The organism is Acidithiobacillus ferriphilus (assembly GCF_018854775.1).
Lineage (GTDB): Bacteria > Pseudomonadota > Gammaproteobacteria > Acidithiobacillales > Acidithiobacillaceae > Acidithiobacillus > Acidithiobacillus ferriphilus.
Genome location: NZ_JAAZTY010000047.1, coordinates 1 through 22399, shown reverse-complemented (window position 1 = coordinate 22399; position 22399 = coordinate 1). Strand labels below are relative to the sequence as shown.

Sequence of the window (22399 nt, the reverse complement as noted above, 5' to 3'; positions counted from 1 at the left end):
GGGCGGGGCCAACCAAATAGTCCCGAAAGTATTCCGGGGCCCAGGTGCACAGGACTGCCGAAAGCGATGCTAAACCCACAGAGCATCCACGTAATCAGAACGGCAGCAAAGGCGTAAAAGACCATCATCGCGGAATTGAGCGCCCATTTCTTCTTGACGATACCGCCATAAAGAATGGCCAACCCCGGAACGCTCTGTAACCCCACGAGTGTGGCTGCAGTTATCTGCCACGCAGTATCGCCAGGACTCAAATAAGATGGATGTTCTAGATACATGATGGTTCTCCGCTAAGTTTTATTGATCCTTGATAAAAATGAAGGTGTTATGACTGTGAAAATTTGTTATTAATGTTACCCACTATCCCACATATTTTTGGTACACCGCGGTCAACATGTTTATCTCTTCGGATGCTGGCTCACGCCAGCCACGAATGCCAAGCCCTCTGAGTATCTCCTGGCCCTTTATTTCATCTTGTAGAGAAATGAAGAGGTTGATGATCGCCGTAGCATCTGATCTCCGGTGCGAGGACAAGCATAATGCATGATAAGCAAAGTCCGTTTGGCTCTCATCCATGACTTTCAACTCATCTTGAGTTATGGACGAAAGTCCGTAAAAGGTTTGCCGTGGTAAAATGGCAATGTCACCCATGCTTCGTAATAACATCTGCACGGACTTGATATCATTACCGACAAACAAGTAGTTGGCACTGTCCGATGAAAAGCCTGATTCATCCATGAGCAGTCTACCTAGCAAGTAGGCGTAGCTGTCCATTCTGTCGGTAATGACTTTGGGGCGAGAGAACTGACTAAATGTGGTTCTCTCGTCATTTTTTCGGCAAATGACGACTGCCTCTTCGGGGTTTGCGCAAGGTACAAGTAATGGTGAAAAACCCATTTGAATGAGTTCGCATACAGCAAAAGGTGAGGCAAACACTATGTCCGCAGAGTCTGATGGAGCCGTGTCGCCCTGTTCCAGCGCGCCGAAATGGGGCTCTAGTCGTATAGAGCGTCCCCATTTTTTCTGAAGATGGGTATTGAGAAAGTACCACCCTTCTAACTGAGTACGCTCCTGCAGACTCACGGAAAATCGCCAATGATCGTTCCGTGATGGAGTTTTTGGTGACGGACTGTTTTGCATGGACGAAGCGGTAGTTGCGGTATTTAATGTTACATGAGCAACCTCGGGTGCGGCTGCATGATTTGTCAGGTATTGATTCAATCCGGTCATTTTAAACAGCATCGCCGTCATGCGATTCATCCCCTCGACCGCGATGGGTAGTCTGTTACCGTGAAGTTGTTTCAAGATGTTGAGGAGAATGGCTAAACCCATGGAGTTGATGCGTGAAACTTCAGTGAAATCCAGAATGGCCGACTTGTTTATGGCAAGCAGGGAGTCCATGTGTGATTTAGCGGCGGCGTCAATGACGCCGCGCAGACGGTAAATGGCTGGATCATCGGCCGAGCTTTGAGTGATGATTTCAAAGGTAGTCATGAATTTGCCTCGCAAATGTCACTGTGATAAAGAAATTGGAATGCGGAATAGTGATCTTCGTGCGGTGGATGATTCAGATCGAAGAATAATGTCGCGCGTGTTTCTCGCCCGGGGAAAACACGAATTTGCATATAGTCAGAAAAACGCCACAACAAATATAATCCACCGCCTCCCTGATTGGCGATGAGTCCATGACCTTGAATGTGTGCGCCCAGGCGTTGTAATAATATTGAGGGTGTCAATGTGCCCCAGTTGTCTCTCATTTGAATGGCGAGAATATTGTTTCGACGACCCATATGTAGACTGATATGTTCATCTTCGTTAAGTATACGATCTACGCCCTTTGAATGAATGGCTTGTCCTCGTGCATCTCGTGGTGCGGCATAAAGTGCATTTTCGAGGAGCTCATCGGCGACGAGTGTGCAAACATCGATCCAGTCATCGCGCACGTCAGTCTCTGCCAGCCAGGACGCCAAGGACGAAATAACCCCCAGTTTATCTGTCGAAGTGGTGATAGGTAATTGGAGAGGAGTATCAATATGCAGATAGAGTGACAACTCGTTGTCGGTTTCCCTGTGGGCATTAAGGAGATTATCCCAGCCCATTTCTTGCAGGAATGGGTTTCCTGGAATTAGTATCCGACGTATTCCATCCTGACTCATCCGTGGAAGCAGATTTTGCCATTCATGTTCAGCAAACAGTACGATATGTTGGCGTGACAGGCGCGGGGAAATGGTCTTATTGGCGTAGTAATCCTGAGATATTCTGATGAGTTCCAGTGGTTGTTCTGAACGCCATTCAGACACTGCGGGATAACGCTCGTTATGGTGCACAACGATGATGCTTAAATCATCATCAAAAGTATCCCGTTCACAGAATCTAACCAGTCTGGCGATTAGTGCGTCACGCAATTGGTTGTCATCTAAAGTAGAAAATTCTTCGAGTGCTTGTTCCAATCGTTCATAGCCAAATGGCGTTCCATCCGGTGCGTTTTCTTCAACCCATCCATCACTGATGAGGATCAGTCGACTTCCTAGTGGCATGTCCCATTCGCTTGTGGAGATGTCGGGATTTAATTCCTGGCCTAGTGGAAGGCCACCAATTTCAAGCATTTCCCACTGCCCATCCGGTTTTTGGAGATAGGGAAATTGCTGCCCCGCATTGGCGAGGTACAGAATGCCGTGGCGAAAATCTACGGCCGCGCAGATCATGGTCATTAGACGCAATCCCTGTGCGGTATTAAGAATGGCATTATTGAGCTGCCTAAGCACTTGATCTGGACGCCCAATACCATCAGCCCGTAATTGGTTGATAACTGTTTTTGCGACAGCCACGATGCTCCCGGCCGCGAGACCATGTCCGCTCACATCCCCGAGTACCAGCACGGATGTTTCTTTGGTGGTATAGCAATCCAGATAGTCACCGCCTACTTCCGAGCTGGTGATACTGGCGGCGATACCGGACAGGCCTGGCAGTGCGATCTGCTCTGGGCCGAGAAAAGCCGTATGTAATTCGGCAGCTTGTTGTGCCTCGTCTTGTAGACGATCACTCAATGACTGCGCCTTGAGCAGGGCAACTTGTTGTGCATGTTCGGCGGCTGCCCGTTCGGTGACGTTCACGCCCATGGCAACCCGCAAGAGTTCCTCGCCGGTAACATCGCGTACCGGCGTCACAGTCCACGCCATGATCAGTTGGGCACCAGCGGAATTGAGTATAGGGAGTTCCAGAATCTGCTCTGGATTGCCCGCATTTAGTAGCGTTAGCATGGTTTCGTGATCTTGCGGAAGAAATAGACGATCCAGTAAATGGTGGCCGACTATTTGTGTGCGAGGCCATTGCAAAAGCGTTTGAAAATAATGATTAGCGAGAACGACGTTGCCCTCTGCATCGATCACCAGGATGATTACCCGTGAAGTATTAATGACATCCTCATTGAACTCACCGGCACGGGCTAGGGCAAGCGCACGCTCTCGGCCTTGCTTGCCGATGGGTTGTAAAATACCGAACCAAACATATATCAGTGATAAAAAAATGAGCGTTCCGCCTCCTGATAGGAACCATTGAGCATAGCTGAAGTACTGTTTTTCGATTTCTTGATAATGGTACGCGGCTGCTTTCAGTTGTTCACGTATTAGTGGAATATTTCCATTGTTGCCATGTAATAGATTGGATAAGGCAGTATTTAATGGCTGATTGTATGCTATTTTCTTTTCAAAACTTGATAGATACTGGCCGCTACTGTTGGTTCTTGAGTTCGCTGTCTGGTCGGCAAGCTCCTGAAGGGCCTGTGTTGCTGAACTTTGACCCTCTTCAATTTTGGTGAGCGCCCCCAAGTAGTGCTCATACTGGTGAAATGAGGTCGCGGATCGCGCGTGGAAGGCTAATGACTCCCACGTGCCGATCCCGGTCATGATGAGTAAAAATGCGGGAATCGATAGTGCGATGAAGTATCTGCTGCGTACATCTTCTACCGCTTCTATGTTGGTTCGGTAGAATGCACCAACAGGAACACGTTCGGAGAGCTTTACGTTTTCCATATGATCCTCAGTAAAACGAGACGCTTGTTGTTGGGCTGGGGACAGGTTTTCTCTGGGATATAAAAGTCATCAATACATGGTATTATGTGTTAACTTATGGCGTGCATTTCTCCAGATAAGGAGGCCATGTTAGTCCTGATGCCTAGCCTTATAATGTTATTTAGAGCAATTCGACAAGGTGTCAATATGTGAAAAAACATAATATCCGTATGGTTTCTGTAAACTGTTTCTTCTGTTTATTATGATTGCGTGGCTGATAGAAAACGCTACACGTTAAAATATTTATAGTTTATTAAGTGAATAATCAGGGAAAAAACACGGCGGGTAACCGCCGTGTGTAAGGAGGTTGAAGTGTGAGTGGAGTTCAGTCCCCAGCCACTGGTCGACGTTCACCATCGCCATAGAAGGCGTAGGCTTCCTCGCCGTGGATCGCATCATCGCCGATCAGCAGTTCTTCTTCGGACATACGTAGTGGCACGATCAGGCTGATGAGCTTGAGCAGAATGTACGTCACTACGATATTCAGCACGATGATGAACGCTGCACCGATGAGTTGTAGCCAGACCTGATGCCAGTTTCCCTCGATAGCGCCGCCCGGCGTGCTCAAGGCGAAAGCTGCACAACCCGCCTTGGTCGCCAGTAAACCGGTCATGACACCACCGAGTAAACCCGCCACCGCATGGGTATGAAAGACACCCAGAGTGTCATCCACCTTGCGGAAAAGTGCGGTTTTGCCGAGCAGGTTCATACTGAGCCAGGGGATAATGCCTGAGGCGATGCCGATGGCGATCGCACCGTAACCATCGACTACGCCGGCGGCCGGGGTGATAGCCACCAGCCCGGTGATCATGCCCTGTACGGCACCGATGACGGATGGCTTCTTGAAGTAGAAGATATCCATGATGGTCCACATAATGACGCTGACCGCTGTGGCGATGTTGGTGTTCAGAACCGCGACACCCGCATCACGACTCGCGGCGTAAGGATCACCACCGTTGAAGCCGTTCCAGCCGAGCCAGAGAATACCGGCACCTACCAGCATCAGCAATACGTTGTTGGGCTGAAAGTTTTCCCGGTCACGCGCCAGACGGGGGCCAATGACCGCTGCACCGATAAAGCCCGCGACACCGGCAGAGAGATGAATGACATAACCACCGGAATAGTCGATGACTCCGAGGCTCGAGAGGAAGCCACCACCCCAGAGACTGAAGGCGCCGACAGTGTAGGAGAAGGTCAGCCACAAGGGCACGAAAATCATCCATGCCTTGAAACTCATGCGCCCGAGGAATGCGCCGGCCATGATTATCAAGGTAATGGCGGCAAAAACGAACTGAAAATACACCATGGTAGACATGGGGAAAGCGGCGCTGGTGTTTGATGCCGGAATGAGCGCCTGTTTGAGTTCATCTTGCATGCTGATGATAGGATGTGGCGTGCCGACGAAAGGGAACCATTGATTACCGAAGCCCATGTTATAAGCCCAGAGAACCCAGGCAATCAAAACGGCAGCGAAGGCGTAAAAAGCCATAAAAGCGGAGTTGACAGCCCACTTCTTCTTAACGATGCCCGCGTACAGGACGACGAGACCGGGGACACTTTGCAAGCCAACGACAGTTGCTGCGGTAAGCTGCCACGCATTGTCACCGGTATTAAGCCAAGCTACTGACATGAAGAAATTCCTCCCTATAAGGATTTTGGAGCGGTTGTAAAACGGTTATAAGTGATTACAGCGCATCATTACCGGATTCGCCGGTGCGGATACGAATGGCCTCCAAGACTTCGGAGATAAAGATTTTACCGTCACCAATCTTGCCGGTGCGGGCACCTTTTTCGATGGCTTCAATGGCTTGGTCGACGGCATCATCGCTGATTACCGCCTCGATTTTGACCTTGGGGAGAAAATCCACCACGTATTCAGCGCCGCGGTAGAGTTCGGTATGACCTTTCTGGCGCCCGAAACCTTTGACCTCGGTAACCGTGAGGCCCTGGATCCCTACCGCCGATAGCGCCTCACGGACATCATCGAGTTTGAAGGGTTTAACAATGGCAGTAATCAATTTCATAGCGACACACCTCTCGTACAGGATTGGAACATCCCGGGGGCAGCAGCCCACGGGGGTTAGGACATGAAGCTGGTTTCGAGCATGCTGCGGAATCGGGTTTGGGCAAGGCCGTCGGTGCCTGAGAAACCCGTATCGCTTGGCATGGTGGCAGCGACATCAGGTAACTCAGCACGGGGAAAAGCCGCCGTTTTGGTACGTCGGTGTCACGGTCAGCGACCAGGCATGGGAGCGGGGACCGAAGCCGGTGAGGTTGGCCGCTTTCTCCTGGCTCCAGGGCAAGCCGCGCCCGATATTCCGGCTCTGATAGCTATTGGAGAAGTAGCTGGGGTTCAGAGTCATGACGTTATGCGCCCCTGTCTGTAGATAAAACTGCACGAGCCCGGTCCCAATCATTGTGGGCAGTGCCGCAAACATCGCCAGCGAGATGATCTTATAACGATAACCGTTTGTTAACGTGTTCACGTTTGTCGCTCCCTGTTGTATGACATCCCAGGGAGCTCAAAGCAAACTTGATGCCAATTTTTAACGATTTAAAAATCAATAGGGTTGGTAAAAAAGACGAGGTGCCAAACAGGACGGTGCACCATTATAGTGTGCTATGCACTATTATGGTGCGAGATGCTGGGATTGCGGAGTAACAACCTTCAGGATGTGAATGGTTCCCTCAGAGAAAGGTCTTCCATATCCAGGTGAACATCATATCCCCAAAGGCTATGAACAAAGCTGAGAGTTCTCTGGGCCTCATCCTGGGCGAGGGGTTGGTTATCCATCTGCCGCAAACGCAGATGGCGATCGCCCCAGCGATCCACGGACACGATCTGGATGTCCGGCGGGCGGGTGCTTTCGGCGATTTGTTGGGCTAAGGTCTGGCGTAGATACCGGTAGCCGTGATCATCATGGATGGCGCTCACCTGGTATGTCGTAGCGCTGGGGTCGTTGCTCAGAGCAAAGAGATGCAGGTCACGCATGACCTTGGGTGAGAGATATTGCAGGACAAAGCTCTCGTCGCGGAATTCGCGCATGGCGAAGTGGATATGCTTGCGCCAGTCGGGGTCCCCAGCAAAGGGGAACCAGCGATGGTCTTCGCCCGTGGGTGCGAGACATATCCGTTTGATGTCCTGGAACATGGCGAAACCGAGGGCATAGGGGTTGATGCCGCTGTAGCGCGGATCATCAAAGTCTGGCTGGAAGGTGACGGCGGTGTGGCTGGCGTAAAACTCCAGCAAAGTACCGTCGGTAATCAGTCCCCTGGCATGCAGGCTGTGCAGAATATGGTAATGCACGAAGCAGGCGAAGCCTTCGTTCATGATCTTGGTTTGCCCCTGCGGGTAGAGATATTGGGCGATTTTGCGCACGATGCGCAGGATTTCCCGCTTCCAGCCCTCCAGGTGCGGGGCGTTCTTTTCGATGAAGTAGAGTAGGTTTTCCTGGGGGGATGGCGGAAATACAGCGGGATCAGCGGGCCGGTCGACGCTACGCGGGGGCAGGGTGCGCCATATTTCGGAGAGCTGCTGCTGCAGGTAGTGTTCGCGCTCTTCGCGTCGTTGTTCTTCCGCACGCGCCGAAAGCTGGCGCGGGCGGCGGGCGCGATCCACGCCGTTGCGACTGATGGCGTGGGCGGCGTCCAGCACGTCGGTCACCGCGTCGATGCCGTAGCGTTCTTCGCAGTGGGCGATGTAGCGCTGGGCGAATTCCAGGTAGTCGAGAATACCTTCGGCATCGGTCCACTGCTGAAAGAAGACATTGTTTTTGAAGAAGGCGTTATGCCCGTAGGCGGCATGGGCGATGACCAGGGTCTGCATGGTCATGGTGTTTTCTTCCATGAGGTAGCTGATGCAGGGGTTGCTGTTGATCACCAGTTCATAGGCCAGGCCCATCTCGCCGCGCCGATATTGCCCGGATTCGATGGCACGCTGTTTGCCGAAGGACCAGTGGGCATAATAGACCGGCAGGCCGATGGAGGCGTAGGCATCGAGCATCTGCTCGGCGCTGATAATTTCCAACTGATTGGGGTAGGTGTCGAGTTGGAGTTCTTCGGCGGCGATGGCCGCGATGGCTTCGGTGACGGCATCAATCCGCGCGAAGGTCCAGTCGTTGTCGGTAAAGAGGAATTTAGACATGGCTCGGCGTCTCCTCTGTGGCAAAGAGGGTACGGAAGAGTGGGTAGATATCCTCGCGCTCGCTGGCGCGGGCGGTGATCAGTTCCGGGAAATCCTGAGCAATGGCTTCGTATAGTTGCAGCAGATCGCTCTCACTGTCACGGTTGACCTCCAGATAGAAGAGGTTGCGCAAGCGCGGCAATAGACGCATAAGATGCTCTTCCACCACCGCGTTGTCGGCAAAATAATTGTCGCCGTCAGATACCTGCGCCAGATAGACATTCCAGCGCTCTGGCGGGAACCGTTGCCGCATGATCTCCTCGGTCAGGGCGATGGCCGGTGAGACCAGCGTGCCGCCTCCCTCGCGGGCACCAAAAAAGGCCTGCTCGCTGCACTCCGAGGCGGTGCTGTGGTGCTTGATGAAGATGATCTGCACCGCCTGATAGTGGCGATGCACGAACAGATACAACAGCAGGAAGAAGCGCTTGGCCAGATCCTTTTCCTTCTCGCCCATGCTGCCGGACACATCCATCACGCAGAACATCACCGCATTGGTGATGGGGTGGGGTTGCTGGTCGATGTGGGCAAAGCGCAGGTCCGCCTCGTCAATGAAGGGAATGGCTTTGATTTTGCGTTCCAGGGCGGCAATCTGACGATTCAGTTCGCTGAGGCGCTCCCGCTCCACGGAGACATCCTGCTTCTGGGCCAGGCGGCCATGAATCTCTTCTTGCAGTATGTCGCGGGCGTCCAGCAGGTCCTGCAATTCACGGCGCTTGCCGGCACGCAGGGCGAGGCGACGGGCACGGGCGGCACGCATGGTACGCCCGACGTGCATGCGGGAGGGGCTGCCATCTTTGATGAAACCCGCCCGCCGCCATTGATCTGCCTGAATATCCCCCGGCACGGTCTTGAGCAGATTGGGTAAAGCCAGTCCGTCGAAGAGCAGATCGAGAAATTCGTCGGCGGAGAGGACGATGGCCACCTCGTCATTGCCGAGACCATCCGGTGAGCCCTCCCGGCCCTTCCCCGAGCCGCCGCCTTCGGGTTTGCTGATTTTGTCGCCGCGCTGATATTCCTTATTGCCGGGTAACACCCGTTCCCAGGAGGTGTCGTTGAGGTCGCGGCGAAAGCTGGGTTCATGAAGATCGCGGGTGGGGATGGAAATGGGCTGGTCGGCGTTGGCCAGATCTTCAATGGAGCCGGAGCGCGCCATCTTTTCGACGGCAACCTTGAGCCGGGCGCGAACACGCCTGTTCAGACGATTTTGATTGGCCGTGGATCGGGTTCCGGAACTGCGCCGGTCGATAATCATGCTCATGGCAGACTCCTGGTCAGCGACACTTCACCTTATATTATGACCTAAAATGGGGCGGATGGTTGCGGCGGACCTTTCCCATGGGCGGTCCGCCCGGATCACGGCCTACTCGTATACCTGCTCACCGTGCTGGGTAATATCCAGTCCCTCCCGTTCCTGCTCGTCTTTGAGGCGCAGACCCAGGGTCCAGTCGATGACCTTGAGAATGATGAAGCTGACGATATGGACTAAGCAATAAGTGTGCAAGCATGGCTAACAATGGGGAAGCGTATGGATTATGGATCGCGACGCGGCGTCTGGAACGAGGGGTGCACCAGAATGGTGCGGCAAGTATGCCGCACCACGGCAATGATCGGGGCTGCTGTTAAAAATGCCCGCAGATGCGGGCAGGATATTGTGGTTGGGGGGCGTGTGGGCCGTTACTATTTTCCGTGACGGCCTGGTGCCCCTTAATGATGCTTGCGATAACGCATATACCAGTCCACCAGCAGACGTACCTGCTTTTCGGTGTAGCCCTTCGAGGTCATCCGCGCGACGAAGTCCTGATGTTTGCGCTCATCGTCGGAGGAGCTCTTCTTGCCGAAAGAGATTACCGGCAATAGATCTTCCGTATTGGCAAACATCTTCTTCTCAATGACCGCGCGCAGCTTTTCATAGCTGGTCCAGGCCGGGCTGACGCCGTCGTTGGACGCCTTGACCCGCAGCACGAAGTTCACCACTTCGTTGCGGAAATCCTTGGGGTTGGCGATGCCCGCCGGTTTCTCGATCTTTTCCAGTTCTTCGTTGAGCAGGCTGCGGTCCATGAGCTGCCCGGTATCAGGGTCACGGAATTCCGTATCCTGCAGCCAGAAATCGGCATACTGGATGTAGCGGTCAAAGAGATTCTGGCCGTAATCGCCGTAACTCTCCAGATAGGCCTTCTGGATTTCCAGGCCGAGGAACTCGGCATAACGGGGGGCCAATTCGGTCTTCAGGAAGGCGAGATAGCGGGACTCCAGTTCCGCCGGGAACTGCTCGGCACGGACCTGTGTTTCCAGCACATGCAGGAGATGCACCGGGTTGGCTGCCACCTCGTCGCTGTCGAAGTTGAAGGTACGGGACAGGATCTTGTAGGCGAAACGGGTGGAAATGCCGTCCATGCCCTCGTCCACACCGGCCGTGTCATGGTATTCCTGCAGACTTTTGGCCTTGGGGTCCTTATCCTTGAGGGACTTGCCGTCATAGACCTCCATCTTCGACCACAAGCTGCTGTTGCCCGGCTCTTTGAGGCGGCTGAGGACGGAGAAGCGCGCCAGCATGTCCATGGTATCGGGGGCGCAGGGGGCGGCGTTGAGGGCACTGCTTTCGAGGAGCTTGTGGTAGATTTGCGTCTCTTCCGTGACGCGCAGGCAATAGGGCACCTTGACGATGTAGACTCGGTCGAGGAAAGCCTCGTTGCGCTTGTTGTTGCGGAAGGCGGACCACTCCGATTCATTGCTGTGGGCCAGGATGATGCCCTGGAAGGGCATGGCGCCAAAACCTTCGGTGCCATTGTAGGTGCCTTCCTGGGTTGCCGTCAGCAAGGGGTGGAGCATCTTGATGGGCGCCTTGAACATCTCGACAAACTCCAGCACACCCTGGGTGGCGACGTTGAGGCCGCCCGCATAGGAATAGGCGTCGGGATCGTCCTGGGAGAAGTCTTCCAGCTTGCGGATGTCCACCTTGCCGACGAGGCTGGAGATGTCCTGGTTGTTCTCGTCGCCCGGCTCCACCTTGGTGATGCCGATCTGGTGCAACTGGGACGGCATCAGACGATGGACGGTGAATTTGCGGATGTCACCGCCGAACTCGCGCAGCCGTTTGGCCGCCCAGGGAGACATTACGCCATTGAGGGCGCGGCGGGGGATACCGAAGCGATCCTCCAGTACCTGACTATCTTCATCTCGATCGAAGAGCCCCAGCGGCGACTCGAAGAGCGGCGACACTTTGCCATGGGCGGCGAGGCAGTAGATGGGGTATTGCTCCATCAAACTCTTCAGACGTTCCGCCAGAGAGGACTTGGCCGCCCCCACCGGGCCGAGCAGATAGAGAATCTGCTTGCGTTCTTCCAGGCCCTGCGCCGCGTGCCGGAAATAGGCGACCAGGTTTTCTACGACATCTTCAATACCATAGAAATCCTTGAAGGCGGGGTAGGTGAGCAGTTTACGGTTCATGAAAATACGTGACAGTCGGGGATCTGCCTGGGTATTCAGCACCTGCGGCTCGCCGATGGCTGCCAGCATCCGCTCGGCGGCAGTGGCATAAGCCATGGGCTCACGCGCGCAGAGATCGAGGTAGGCATCTATAGAGAGGACAACTTCCTGTTGCTGCAGGAAGCGTTCCTGGTAACGGTCGAATAACGCCATTTGCCACTCCTTGCGGCACTGCCGCGTTCACGTTGTTTAGACCCATTATAGGTCATAGGGTTCGCTGGCTGCGTAGCCCTCAAGTGCGCTATGAAATAAGCATTTCCCGTGCCAGTCCGGCATGCGCAGCACCGGCCGCCGGGTGTTTTACGGTGAATGGGGCGGGCTGAACTGGCCGCAAACGTCGTGCGCCAGGATGGCGCACCCGCCGCACAAGTATGGTGCAGAATCCTGGGCTGCGCCAGTGCAGTGAAGGTGCCTTACCTCTCCGGTTTGACGGGGGGCGTGGCGGCGACGCTGTTTGTAACAGACTGTTTTTGCAAGATGTGACAAAGAATAATCGAGTTGCGGACAAAAAGGGGCGGGAGGACCGCCCTGAAAGCCACTTGAGGAGGAGTGATCACATGACCATGATCAGTGTTGATAAAGCAGGAGGTGTGCCAGCTTGTCGATGTGTTGCTGCGCTGTGTGTGGATATTTTAAAAAGGTTCGCTTCGGCCTGACGTGGCACACCCTTTGCCTTGCTTAGTGGGCGCCATTCCCGGCCTTCGACCCGACAGGTGACCACCGATGAATCGCTTCGAGCATTTTCGTGAAGTGCGCAAAGACCTCTCGGTTTTACTTGGTGGAGTAGTCGATGCAGTAGCCAGCCCGCTGCTGCTGCAGCAGGACCGTGAGGCGCAACGCCAAAAACTAGCCTGTCTCATTGCCCGGCATCCTTTCCTGGACCTTTGCTATCTACTCGATGCGGAAGGGCTGCAGATTGGCGATAACGTTGCTGCCTCCCGCCGCCGTAATACGCAGGGTGGGGAAGGCATGGACCGTAGTCATCGGCCGTATTACCGGCTGACGTTGGAGGCGCATGGCCCGATACTCACCGAGCCTTATCTTTCTTCCGCCAATGGCCATATTTGTGTGACCGCCGCCGCTCCGATTCGTGATGAAAGTGGCAAACTGCTGGGTATGGTGGTAGTGGACAGTGAATTCGACCGTGCCCTTGCCCTGCTCGAAGAGGACGATATTCGCCGCGGTTTTGAACCCTATTTTAAGTTTTTTTACATTTTGTTTTCCTTGGGACTGCTGGCAGTGAGCATGGCTTTGGGGTTGCACGCGGTGCTATCGCTGGGGCCGGTATGGTCGTCAGCAGCTTCTCCGGGGGATTTTGCTGCCCCTTTTCAGGCAACCATTCTCTTTACGTTGGCGTTGGCGGTATTCGATCTGGCGAAGACCATTTTTGAAGAGGAGGTGCTGCTCCGCAAAGATATTCGTCGGCACAGCACTACCCGGCGCACCCTGACCCGTTTTATCGCCGCCATATTGATTGCGGTGTCTATTGAAGGATTGATGCTGGTTTTCAAATTCGCCCTGGATGCCCCGCAACATTTGTGGTTGGCGGTGGTGTTGCTGCTTGCCGCCGCCGCACTGATGGTCGCACTGGGTGCCTATGTGTATCTCGGCGCACGGGCAGAAGTTCTGCTCTTACAGCACAAGGATCAGCGCCAGGAAGACAGCTGAGGCGCTTTTCCGTGCGGAGGGTGCCGTCTCCTCAGGTTGGTGCGGCGGAGCGGGCCAGGCGCAGATCCAGGGTGTGGGGATAGTCTGGCTGGTCGTCCGCATAGGGCGGTAGCCAGGGGTGTTCACCGCTGCCGGTGGGCACGAAGAAGCCCTCACTGGGACTCTGCAGGCCCGCATCCGACCGTGGTCCCTGACGGTGCCCGGTGGTGGTGAAGCGGCTCTGCCGCCGTGCCTCCGCCTCCCAGGCGTTGACCGGAAAGGCTTCTGAATTGCGGCCACCGGGGTGCATGACATGGTAAGTGCAGCCGCCCACGCTACGCCCGTTCCAGGTGTCGATCAGATCAAAAGTCAGAGGTGTATGCACCGGAATGGTCGGGTGCAACGCGGACGGTGGCTGCCAGGCGCGATAGCGTACCCCGGCAACGTGTTCGTCATGGGCACGGGTAGCGCGTAGCGGCACCCGCCGTCCGTTGCAGGCGATCACATGGCGGCCCGGAGTCATGCCGGTCACGCGCACCTGCAGCCGTTCGACGGAGGAGTCCACATAACGCGCCATGCCCGTGCCGGTCACTTCTTCGCCGAGAACATGCCAGGGTTCGATGGCAGCGCGCAACTCGATGTCGATCTCGCCGACCCGGACATGGCCATGCTGCGGAAAGCGGAATTCTGAGAAGGGCGCCAGCCATTCGAGATCAAAAGGAATACCGTGCTCCTGCAGATCGGCGCACACCTCGCGGAGGTCTTCCCAGACGTAGTGGGGCAGCATGAAGCGGTCATGCAGGGTGGTGCCCCAGCGCACCAGTTCATGGCGATAAGGGGCTTCCCAGAACCGCAGCAGGAGGCTCCGTACCAGCAGTTGCTGCACCAGGCTCATGCGGGCGTGGGGCGGCATCTCGAAGGCCCGTAGCTCCACCAGCCCCTGCCGACCGGCCGCCCCGGCCGGCGAATAGAGCTTGTCGATGCAAATTTCGGCGCGGTGGGTGTTGCCGGTAACGTCCACCAGCAGATTGCGGAAGAGACGGTCCACGAGCCACGGCTGTGGTACGGTACCGGATGGTACCTGAGCAAAAGCGATCTCCAGCTCGTAAAGGGCCTCATGGCGTGCCTCATCCACCCGCGGTGATTGACTGGTGGGGCCGACAAACATGCCGCTGAAAAAATAAGACAGGGCCGGGTGATGCTGCCAGTAGGTGATCAGGCTCTGCAGCAGATCGGGGCGGCGCAAAAAGGGGCTGTCGCCGGGGGTGGCGCCGCCGAGCGTCATGTGATTGCCGCCGCCGGTGCCGGTATGGCGCCCATCCAGCATGAATTTTTCGGCGGTCAGCCGGCAGGCGTGGGCATCGTCATAGATGGCCGTGGTCTTTTCCACCATCTCCGGCCAGTGCGTGGAGGGATGGATATTGACTTCGATGACCCCAGGGTCGGGGGTGACGAGCAGCTTCTCCAGCCGTGGATCGCTGGGCGGCGCATAACCTTCGATGACCACCGGCATATTGAGTTCGGTGGCGCTGTGTTCGACCGCGCTGAGCAGGCACAGATAGTGTTCCGTCACCTGCAAGGGCGGGAAGAAGCAGTACAGGCAGCCTTTGCGGATCTCCAGGGTGACTGCGGTATGGGGGATCTCCTCCCAGAGTTGCTGGTTCGCCGTGGACGATGGCTGCGCTTCGGGGACATGGTTGTAGCGCGCGGCGATCTCGCCGTGGATATCCGGCAATGGCTGCATCGGTGCGAAGGGGTCACTCTCCGGCTGCCATTTGTTATGGGCCTCGACGACCCAGGGCAGGCTGTCGAGGGGCAGGCGCATGCCCAGCGGGGAGTCGCCGGGCAGCAGAACCAGCCGCCCGCCCCGGAAACTCCAGGGCGCCGAGTACCAGCGCTGCTGGCGCCATTCCCAGGCGAGGGGGAGCACCCAGCCCACCGGGTGGTCGAGTCCGGCCTGCAATTTGCCGACCAGTGCCTGGCGTTCCAGCGGGTCATCCAAGCGATGGGTACTGAGATCAATATTCACCGGGGTGCGGCCTTCCTGATGCAGGATATGCCAGGCATCTTCGTAGGCGGGCAGCAGGCGGTCGCTGTCGATCTGCAGATGGCGGGTCAGGGCGCAGGCGAAGTTGTGGACATCATCCGCCTGCCAGCCGTAGTCGTGCAGTGGATCGGCGAGCAGCCGAGGGTCGTGCCACAAGGGAATGCCATCCTTGCGCCAGTAGAGGCCGAGTGCCCAGCGCGGCAGGGGTTCGCCGGGGTACCATTTGCCTTCACCGGTATGGCGCAGCGCGCCCGGCGCGAAGCGCGCCCCGAGGCGCTGCGCCAGCTTCTCGGCGCGTTCCCGTTTGCGCTCGCCGAGGGCTTCCTGATTCCACTCGGGGGCATCCACCCCTTCAATGGCTACGAAGGTGGGCTCGCCACCCATGGTGAGACGCATATCAGTGGTCTGTAGGCGGATATCTATCGCATTGCCCAAGACCATTACCTGTTCCCATTGCGTGTCGGTGTAGGGCTTGGTGACGCGCGGTGCCTCCGGCAGGCGGGTGACGGAGTTGGCGAAGTGAAACTCCACCTCGCAGGCGTCGGTGGCGCCGGTGATGGGGGCGGCGCTTTCATAATGCGGAGTGCAGGCCAGCGGGATGTGGCCTTCGCTGGCGAATAGTCCGGAGGTGGGATCGAGACCAATCCAGCCGGCACCGGGGATGTAGACCTCCACCCAGGCGTGGAGATCGGTAAAGTCACTGGTGGGGCCGGCCGCTCCATCCAGTGGGGCTTGGTCGGCCACCAGTTGCACCAGATAGCCGGACACGAAGCGGGCGGCGAGGCCCATGTGACGGAGTATCTGCACCAGCAGCCAGGCGGTGTCGCGACAGGAGCCACTGGCTTTTTGCAGGGTCTCTTCCGGGCTTTGCACTCCGATCTCCATGCGCAGGGTATAGCCGATATGTCCCTGTAGTCGCTGGTTAACGGCGACGAGGAAATCCACGGTGCGCTGACGACGGCGCTTGATGTCGAGCAGAAAACGCTGCATTAGCGGGCCTGCCTTCTCCCGCTCCAGGTAAGGTGCCAGTTCTTTGCGGAGCGCGGGATCGTAATGAAAGGGCCAGTGCTCTGCTGCGGGCTCTATAAAGAAATCAAAGGGATCTATCACTGTCAGGTCGGCGATGACTTCCACATCCACCTTAAGCGATTTTGCGCGTTCCGGAAAAACGAGGCGCCCCTGATAATTGCCGAAAGGATCCTGTTGCCAGTTGAGGAAGTGCCTGGCCGGTTCGACGTTGAGCGAGTAGGCACGGATCGGCGTCCGGCAATGGGGGGCCGGGCGCAGGCGCAGCACATGAGGGTGGATCTGCACCAGGCGATCAAAGTCGTACTCGGTCTGGTGGCGCAGGACGACATGGATGCCCATGATGATTCCCTCTGGAGGTGATGTGGATGTCGTGTTTTCCGTCAGGCCTGCACGGCGCTCAAGTGCAATCCCTTAGGCATGTCATCAAAGCCCGAAGCATCACGGGCGAAGTAGGTGCCTTGAATGGTGCGGTGGACCATGGCCAGATCTTTCTGCGCCTGATCGAGGTATTCGTGCAGCAGGTCCGGACGCAGGTTGACGAGCTTCAGGGCATCCAGGCGCCGCCGTGCCCGGCGCACAGCCTCGGAAGGAACGCCCGTGTTGGGCAGATGGGCCAGCGCCACCTCCATCTCACCCATGCAATATTTCATGCTGCGTGGAAACTTGCCGTCCTTGAGCAAATAGTTTACCACCTGATTGCTGTGCACCTGCACGGAAACGTGACGGCGGTACATCTCAAAGGCACTCATGGCCCGCAATACGCCCAGCCAGAGGCTGGCCCCGGTCGTTTTCTGCAGGCCGTGATCCTGAGGCAGGATCACGGCGCTGGTCACGTCAACAATGCGCGAGGTCATGTCGGCGCGCTCCATGTTGCGGCCCAGCTTGATGAACTGGTACACGTTGTCCTGGCTCATGCTGCTGATGAGCAGACCCACCAGGGCATGGCGTCGGGAAATGACTTCGTTGAGAAAGGCATAACGTGCATGACGGCTGTCCGAGCTGATGCCAGCATGTTCGCGAACGAAGAGGAAGAGGGTGTTCAGGCGTTCCCAGAACTCGGCGGGGAGCAGGTCGCGGAAGGTGCGGCAGTTCTCCCGGGCCTGATGGATGGCGGCCATCACCGAGTTGGGGTTGCGTTCGTCGGCAATGAGAAATCGCATGATGCGGTCTTCCTCCGGCGTACCGTAACGTTCTGTATAGAGTTCGGCATCGCCCGTCACCTGCAAGAGGATATCCCAGCCGAATTTGGCGCCCTGGGGCAGATCGAGCAGCAGCAGTGTGGTGGCATTGATCAGCCGGGCCATGTCTTCGGTCCGCTCCAGGTAGCGGGCCATCCAGTACAGGTTTTCAGCTACTCGCGAAAGCATGGGGCCTCCTTATCGACAATCCAGGTGTCTTTGCTGCCTCCGCCCTGGGAGCTGTTCACCACCAGCGAGCCGGATTGCATGGCCACCCGGGTCAGACCGCCGGTGGTCACGTACATTTTGTCGGCCTGCAGAATAAACGGGCGCAGGTCCAGGTGACGGGGTTCCAGGTGATCGTCCACCAAAGTCGGCGCAGTGGAAAGATTCAGCGTGGGTTGGGCGATGTAATTGCGCGGGTTGGCGATGATCAGTTCGGCGAAGCGTGCCCGCTCTTCCGGCATGGCGCGCGGTCCGATGAGCATGCCGTAACCACCCGACTCGTTGGCCGGTTTGACCACCAATTCGTCCAGGTGATTCAGTACGTAATCGCGGTCGGCGTCGCGCATGCACAGGTAGGTTGGCACGTTGGGCAGGATGGGTTCGGCATCCAGATAATAGCGGATGATCTCGGGCACGAAGGCATAAACCACCTTGTCATCGGCGACGCCGACACCGGGGGCATTGGCGATGGCGACCATACCGCGTCGCCAGGCGCGCAGCAGCCCGGGAATGCCGAGGGTGGAGTCGGGGAGAAAGACTTCGGGATCGAGATAATCGTCGTCGATGCGCCGGTAGATCACGTCCACCCGCTGTGGTCCGGAAATTGTCTTGAGATAAACGACATCGTCGTGGCCGACAAAAAAATCCGCACCTTCCGCCAGATAGGCCCCCATCTGCTGTGCCAGATAACTATGCTCGAAGTAGGCCGAGTTATAGATGCCGGGGGTGAGCACCGCAACGACGGGTCGCCCATCCTCGCGCGGGGACAGGGCCGCGAGCGTTTCGTAAAGTCGGTTGGGGTAGTCGTCCACCGGCAGGATGGTGGCGGACTTGAAAAGCTCTGGAAAGAGCCGCTTCATGATCTGCCTGTTCTCCAGCATGTAAGAGACGCCAGAGGGAACCCGTAGATTGTCTTCCAACACATAGATCGTGCCGTCGGCATCGCGCACCAGATCGCTGCCGCAGATCTGCGCCCAGACCCCCAAAGGCGGGTGTATGCCCCGGCAGGCGTCCCGGAAATTGCGGGAACTGGCCAGTATCTCGGCGGGGAAAATACCGTCGGCGACAATACGCTGCGCGTTGTATAGGTCGTCGATAAAGAGGTTGATGGCTTGTAAGCGTTGTTTGAGCCCCTCTTCAATGCGTATCCATTCCCGGTGTGACATGATGCGGGGAATAATGTCGAAGGGCCAGGCGCGGTCGATATTGCCAGCCTCGCTGTACACGGTGAAGGTAATGCCCATCGCGAGGATGGCGGCATCTGCGGCCTGTCGGCAGGCGAGCAGTTCGTTGCTGTCCAGGGTGCTGAGGTAGTCAAACAGCGGAGCTGCGGCCGGACGTGGAATACCGCCTTCATCCACCAATTCATCATAGGCATTCTGCCGCTGATAATGCTTGCTCAGCCAATCCATAAGCCTTTTCTCCTCTTCGCGTGCAGCACGCTCCCGATATGGCAGTGAGGCGACGTCTTCGTCCGTATGCTGGATCGGACCGCGCTATAGTCATTGGAAGGGTTAGGCAATACTTGCGCCAACTACTGGCCGGGTGGTCTCCGCTTTTTCCCGATCCCGGCGACAACGCTATTCTGAGCAGTGTCCTGAAGTTGCGGCCAACGTATCAAACCGGACTTGAGCAGGGAAGCACGGTTGCACCACGATGGTGCGCGTGATTCACGTTTGGTGCATAGGACATTTCTCCATGTTCGCCCGCATTTCAGGCGCTTAGGCCGGTGGAGTGCCGGAAGTCTCCCAAGCAAAGCGCGGCAGATCATCCAGTGCTTTTAGTAATCCCTGACCCCAACGCTCGCCGATGCTCCGGTAGAAAGGGTCATCCTCGGACAATGTCAGGTAACGTCCTGGCTGCAGGCTGTTGGTACGATAAATGAGTAATTCCACCGGCGGACCCACAGTGACGTTACTGCGCATGGTAGAGTTCATGGACACCAGCGCACAACGTGCCGCTGCCTCCAGCGAGAGGTCGGGACTGATGACGCGGTCCAGAATCGGTTTGCCATATTTGATTTCGCCGATTTGCAGGAATGGATGATCTGACGACTCATGGATGTAGTTGCCCTGCGGGTAAATCATATAGGTCGCCGGAGTATCTCCGTTGATCTGGCCGCCCAGGATGAAGGTCGCCTCAAAATTGGTGTTGGCGGTGTCGCGGTTGGTCTGGTTACGCTGCACCCCGGCATTGATGAGACCGACATAGTCCGCGGCCGCCGCCATGCTGGTTAGATTGAGCAGATGGGTTTCGGCGTCCTGGTCGATATCTTGCTGCATCCGCTTGACCACCCCCTGAGCGGTCGCCAGATTGCCCGCTGAAAGCAGGCAAAGAAAGCGGTCTCCGGGCCAGCAGAAGCTGTGCATTTTAGAGTAGATGCTGACGTTGTCGGCGCCCGCGTTGGTTCGCGAGTCGGAGCAGAAAATCAGCCCCTCTGCGACATGAGCGGTGAGGCAATAGGTCATGGAGCGTTCCTGTGGACCGACGACATGGATTTTATGATATTCGCTGAAAATGAGGCCGTTGGGAAGCGTGGACCGCCTCTGTCTCCCTGTGGCGCTAGGTAATCCATCAAAAGTGCACTATTATGGTGCAACAGGTGGGTTGCATGATTGACCTCTGCACGGGATCGCGGGTTTGGTTTTTAGGTGAGGAGTTAAGCAGTGCCGGGTGGTATGCCGGTGTGAAGGGTGTCGCATTCCTGATGCGTTGGTGCGCTTTTTGCTTGACTGAGCAGGGAGCCTGTTTGGTGAGTTGCAAAATCGGAGCTTGCATGGTGCGCCGCAAAAAAATAACCGCTCTGCCCACAGAGAATATGGTGCTGGACGCTCTGGAATCAGCGGTACTGGTTCTGGGGAGTGACTACCATATCCATTATATGAATCCTGCCGCTGAAAATCTGCTGTGCATCAGCCAGCATCAGGCGCTGGGGCAGGCCTTGTCGGCATTTTGCAGCATTGTCGGTGATGAACACTTCGCCACATTTTTTGCGGATGTTGCCACGGCGAACATGGCTATACTGCGCAGGGCCTTGTCTTTGGCGCTGAGTGAGGGCGGTCGTGCAGTGGTGGATTTGGTGGTGACCCCCGGGCCGACAGGTGGCCTCATTCTGGAGATGCGACCGATGGAGTTGCTGGCACGTCATGCCGAGGAGGAAATGCAGGATCGTATCTATGGCGTCGCCCAGGAAATGTTGCGTGGCCTCGCCCACGAAATCAAAAATCCCCTCGGCGGCTTGCGCGGAGCCACGCAGCTTCTGGAGCGTGAACTGCAGCGCCCGGAACTGAAGGATTACACTCGGGTCATCCTCCATGAGGTGGACCGCCTACATCATCTGGTGGATCGTCTGCAGGGGGCCCGCAGCCGCCCGGTTTTTGCCGAAGTGAATATCCATCAGGTGCTCGAACATGTGCGTCGGCTGCTGAACGCAGAATTGCCCACGGGCATTTCCCTGCGCTTTGATTACGATCCCTCTATCCCCGACATTTTGGCTGATCAGGAGCAACTGGTGCAGGTTTTCCTGAACTTGATGCGCAACGCCCAGCAGGCACTGGATCGCCACGGCACGATCCTGATTCGCACCCGGGTCGAGCGCTACGTCACTCTCTTGCACCACAAATTCCGCCTGGCACTACGCGTGGATGTGGTCGATAACGGCCCGGGAATCCCCCCAGATCTGCTGCCGCGGATTTTTTTGCCGCTGGTCACCAGTCGTGCCGAGGGCATGGGGATGGGGCTGGCTATCGCGCAGGGATTGGTGCGCGGGCACGGCGGAGTGGTTCATTGCCACTCGCAACCGGGGGAAACGGTATTTTCCGTTTCCCTGCCCTTGTTACCGCACCGGGAGGCATCCGCATGACAGAGGTCTGGGTTATTGATGATGATCCTTCCATTCGCTGGGTATTAGAGAAAGCGCTGACTCAGGCCGATATCCCGGTGCGCAGTTTTGCCGAGGCCGACAGCGCTCTGCGGGCACTGGGGCGCGAGCAACCAGAGGCCATCGTTACCGATCTGCGCATGCCCGGCCTGGACGGGCTGGCTTTCCTGCGTGAAGTGCAATCGCACTGGCCGAAGCTGCCGATAATTGTGATGACAGCGCATTCCGATCTCGATAATGCCGTCGCCGCTTTTCAGAGCGGGGCCTTTGAATATCTGCCCAAACCCTTTGACATGGACGAGGCGGTGGCCCTGGTGCGGCGCGCTCTTGGCCGTCAGGCAGAACCGCGCGCTGCGGGTGTTGAGGAGAGCGATCCGGCAGAAATGATTGGCGAGGCCCCCGCCATGCAGGAGGTGTTTCGTGCCATTGGTCGTTTGTCGCGGTCACAGATCAACGTGCTTATTACCGGCGAGTCGGGGGCAGGCAAGGAACTGGTGGCCAGTGCTCTGCACCGGCACAGTCCCCGCGCGCGCGGGCCGTTCATCGCCATCAACACGGCGGCCATTCCCGCCGAGTTGCTGGAATCGGAACTTTTCGGCCATGAAAAGGGCGCTTTTACCGGGGCGGTGCAGACCCGGCAGGGTCGCTTTGAACAGG

16 protein-coding genes and 1 pseudogene are annotated in these 22399 nt (G+C 56.7%); 3 read left to right on the top strand and 14 right to left on the bottom strand.

The window, feature by feature from the left end:
- The 10 genes and pseudogenes from HF921_RS04055 to HF921_RS04010 form a co-directional block, all read right to left on the bottom strand.
- A pseudogene (locus HF921_RS04055) lies at positions 1 to 275 on the bottom strand (ammonium transporter); the annotation flags it as partial.
- An 82-nt stretch (positions 276 to 357) separates the two neighbouring features.
- Entirely contained in the window at positions 358 to 1491 is a 1134-nt protein-coding gene (locus HF921_RS04050) for a PhnD/SsuA/transferrin family substrate-binding protein (protein ID WP_064219114.1), read from the bottom strand.
- Positions 1488 to 4028, bottom strand: coding sequence for a PP2C family protein-serine/threonine phosphatase (locus tag HF921_RS04045; RefSeq protein ID WP_215891913.1), 2541 nt, complete (start codon positions 4026 to 4028; stop codon positions 1488 to 1490). The genes HF921_RS04050 and HF921_RS04045 overlap by 4 nt, the downstream gene beginning before the upstream one ends.
- Positions 4029 to 4392: 364 nt before the next feature.
- Positions 4393 to 5697, bottom strand: coding sequence for an ammonium transporter (locus tag HF921_RS04040; protein ID WP_064220296.1), 1305 nt, complete (start codon positions 5695 to 5697; stop codon positions 4393 to 4395).
- Between the two features lie 55 nt (positions 5698 to 5752).
- The gene (glnK, locus tag HF921_RS04035; RefSeq protein ID WP_215861144.1) at positions 5753 to 6091 is read right to left on the bottom strand and encodes a P-II family nitrogen regulator; all 339 of its coding nucleotides are present in this window, start codon (positions 6089 to 6091) and stop codon (positions 5753 to 5755) included.
- Positions 6092 to 6256: 165 nt separating this feature from the next.
- A complete protein-coding gene (locus tag HF921_RS04030) occupies positions 6257 to 6553 on the bottom strand; it encodes a hypothetical protein (RefSeq protein WP_064220294.1) in 297 nt (98 codons plus the stop codon).
- 182 nt (positions 6554 to 6735) lie between these two features.
- Complete coding sequence (locus tag HF921_RS04025; protein ID WP_215891914.1) at positions 6736 to 8211, bottom strand: SpoVR family protein; 1476 nt, start codon at positions 8209 to 8211, stop codon at positions 6736 to 6738.
- Positions 8204 to 9508 (bottom strand): YeaH/YhbH family protein, encoded by a 1305-nt coding sequence (locus tag HF921_RS04020; RefSeq protein ID WP_215893351.1) that lies wholly within the window; start codon positions 9506 to 9508, stop codon positions 8204 to 8206. The genes HF921_RS04025 and HF921_RS04020 overlap by 8 nt, the downstream gene beginning before the upstream one ends.
- Positions 9509 to 9610: 102 nt before the next feature.
- Positions 9611 to 9751 (bottom strand): ammonium transporter, encoded by a 141-nt coding sequence (locus HF921_RS04015; RefSeq protein WP_196763005.1) that lies wholly within the window; start codon positions 9749 to 9751, stop codon positions 9611 to 9613.
- 203 nt (positions 9752 to 9954) lie between these two features.
- Positions 9955 to 11889 carry a PrkA family serine protein kinase gene (locus HF921_RS04010; RefSeq protein WP_215849729.1) on the bottom strand — a complete coding sequence of 645 codons (1935 nt, stop codon included), beginning with the start codon at positions 11887 to 11889 and terminating at the stop codon, positions 9955 to 9957.
- A 570-nt stretch (positions 11890 to 12459) separates the two neighbouring features.
- Here HF921_RS04010 and HF921_RS04005 point away from each other — a divergent pair.
- On the top strand, positions 12460 to 13404 hold the full coding sequence (locus HF921_RS04005) for a PDC sensor domain-containing protein (RefSeq protein ID WP_064220290.1): 945 nt from the start codon (positions 12460 to 12462) through the stop codon (positions 13402 to 13404).
- Between the two features lie 31 nt (positions 13405 to 13435).
- On the opposite strand, the gene HF921_RS04000 is transcribed toward HF921_RS04005, so the two are convergent.
- The 4 genes from HF921_RS04000 to HF921_RS03985 all read right to left on the bottom strand — a co-directional run bounded on the left by HF921_RS04000 (position 13436) and on the right by HF921_RS03985 (position 20330).
- Positions 13436 to 16798: a transglutaminase family protein gene (locus HF921_RS04000; RefSeq protein WP_215893350.1), complete on the bottom strand. Its 3363-nt coding sequence runs from the start codon at positions 16796 to 16798 to the stop codon at positions 13436 to 13438.
- Between the two features lie 41 nt (positions 16799 to 16839).
- Positions 16840 to 17826 (bottom strand): alpha-E domain-containing protein, encoded by a 987-nt coding sequence (locus HF921_RS03995; RefSeq protein ID WP_064220288.1) that lies wholly within the window; start codon positions 17824 to 17826, stop codon positions 16840 to 16842.
- Entirely contained in the window at positions 17811 to 19274 is a 1464-nt protein-coding gene (locus HF921_RS03990; protein WP_064220287.1) for a circularly permuted type 2 ATP-grasp protein, read from the bottom strand. The genes HF921_RS03995 and HF921_RS03990 overlap by 16 nt, the downstream gene beginning before the upstream one ends.
- Positions 19275 to 19583: 309 nt before the next feature.
- Positions 19584 to 20330 carry a peptidase gene (locus HF921_RS03985; protein ID WP_064220286.1) on the bottom strand — a complete coding sequence of 249 codons (747 nt, stop codon included), beginning with the start codon at positions 20328 to 20330 and terminating at the stop codon, positions 19584 to 19586.
- Positions 20331 to 20638: 308 nt separating this feature from the next.
- Here HF921_RS03985 and glnL point away from each other — a divergent pair, with 308 nt between their 5' ends.
- Both glnL and HF921_RS03975 read left to right on the top strand, forming a co-directional pair.
- Entirely contained in the window at positions 20639 to 21724 is a 1086-nt protein-coding gene (gene glnL, locus HF921_RS03980; RefSeq protein ID WP_064220300.1) for a nitrogen regulation protein NR(II), read from the top strand.
- Positions 21721 to 22399 (top strand): sigma 54-interacting transcriptional regulator (locus HF921_RS03975; RefSeq protein WP_215893349.1); only part of this gene is annotated, 679 nt, incomplete at its 3' end. The genes glnL and HF921_RS03975, both read left to right, overlap by 4 nt.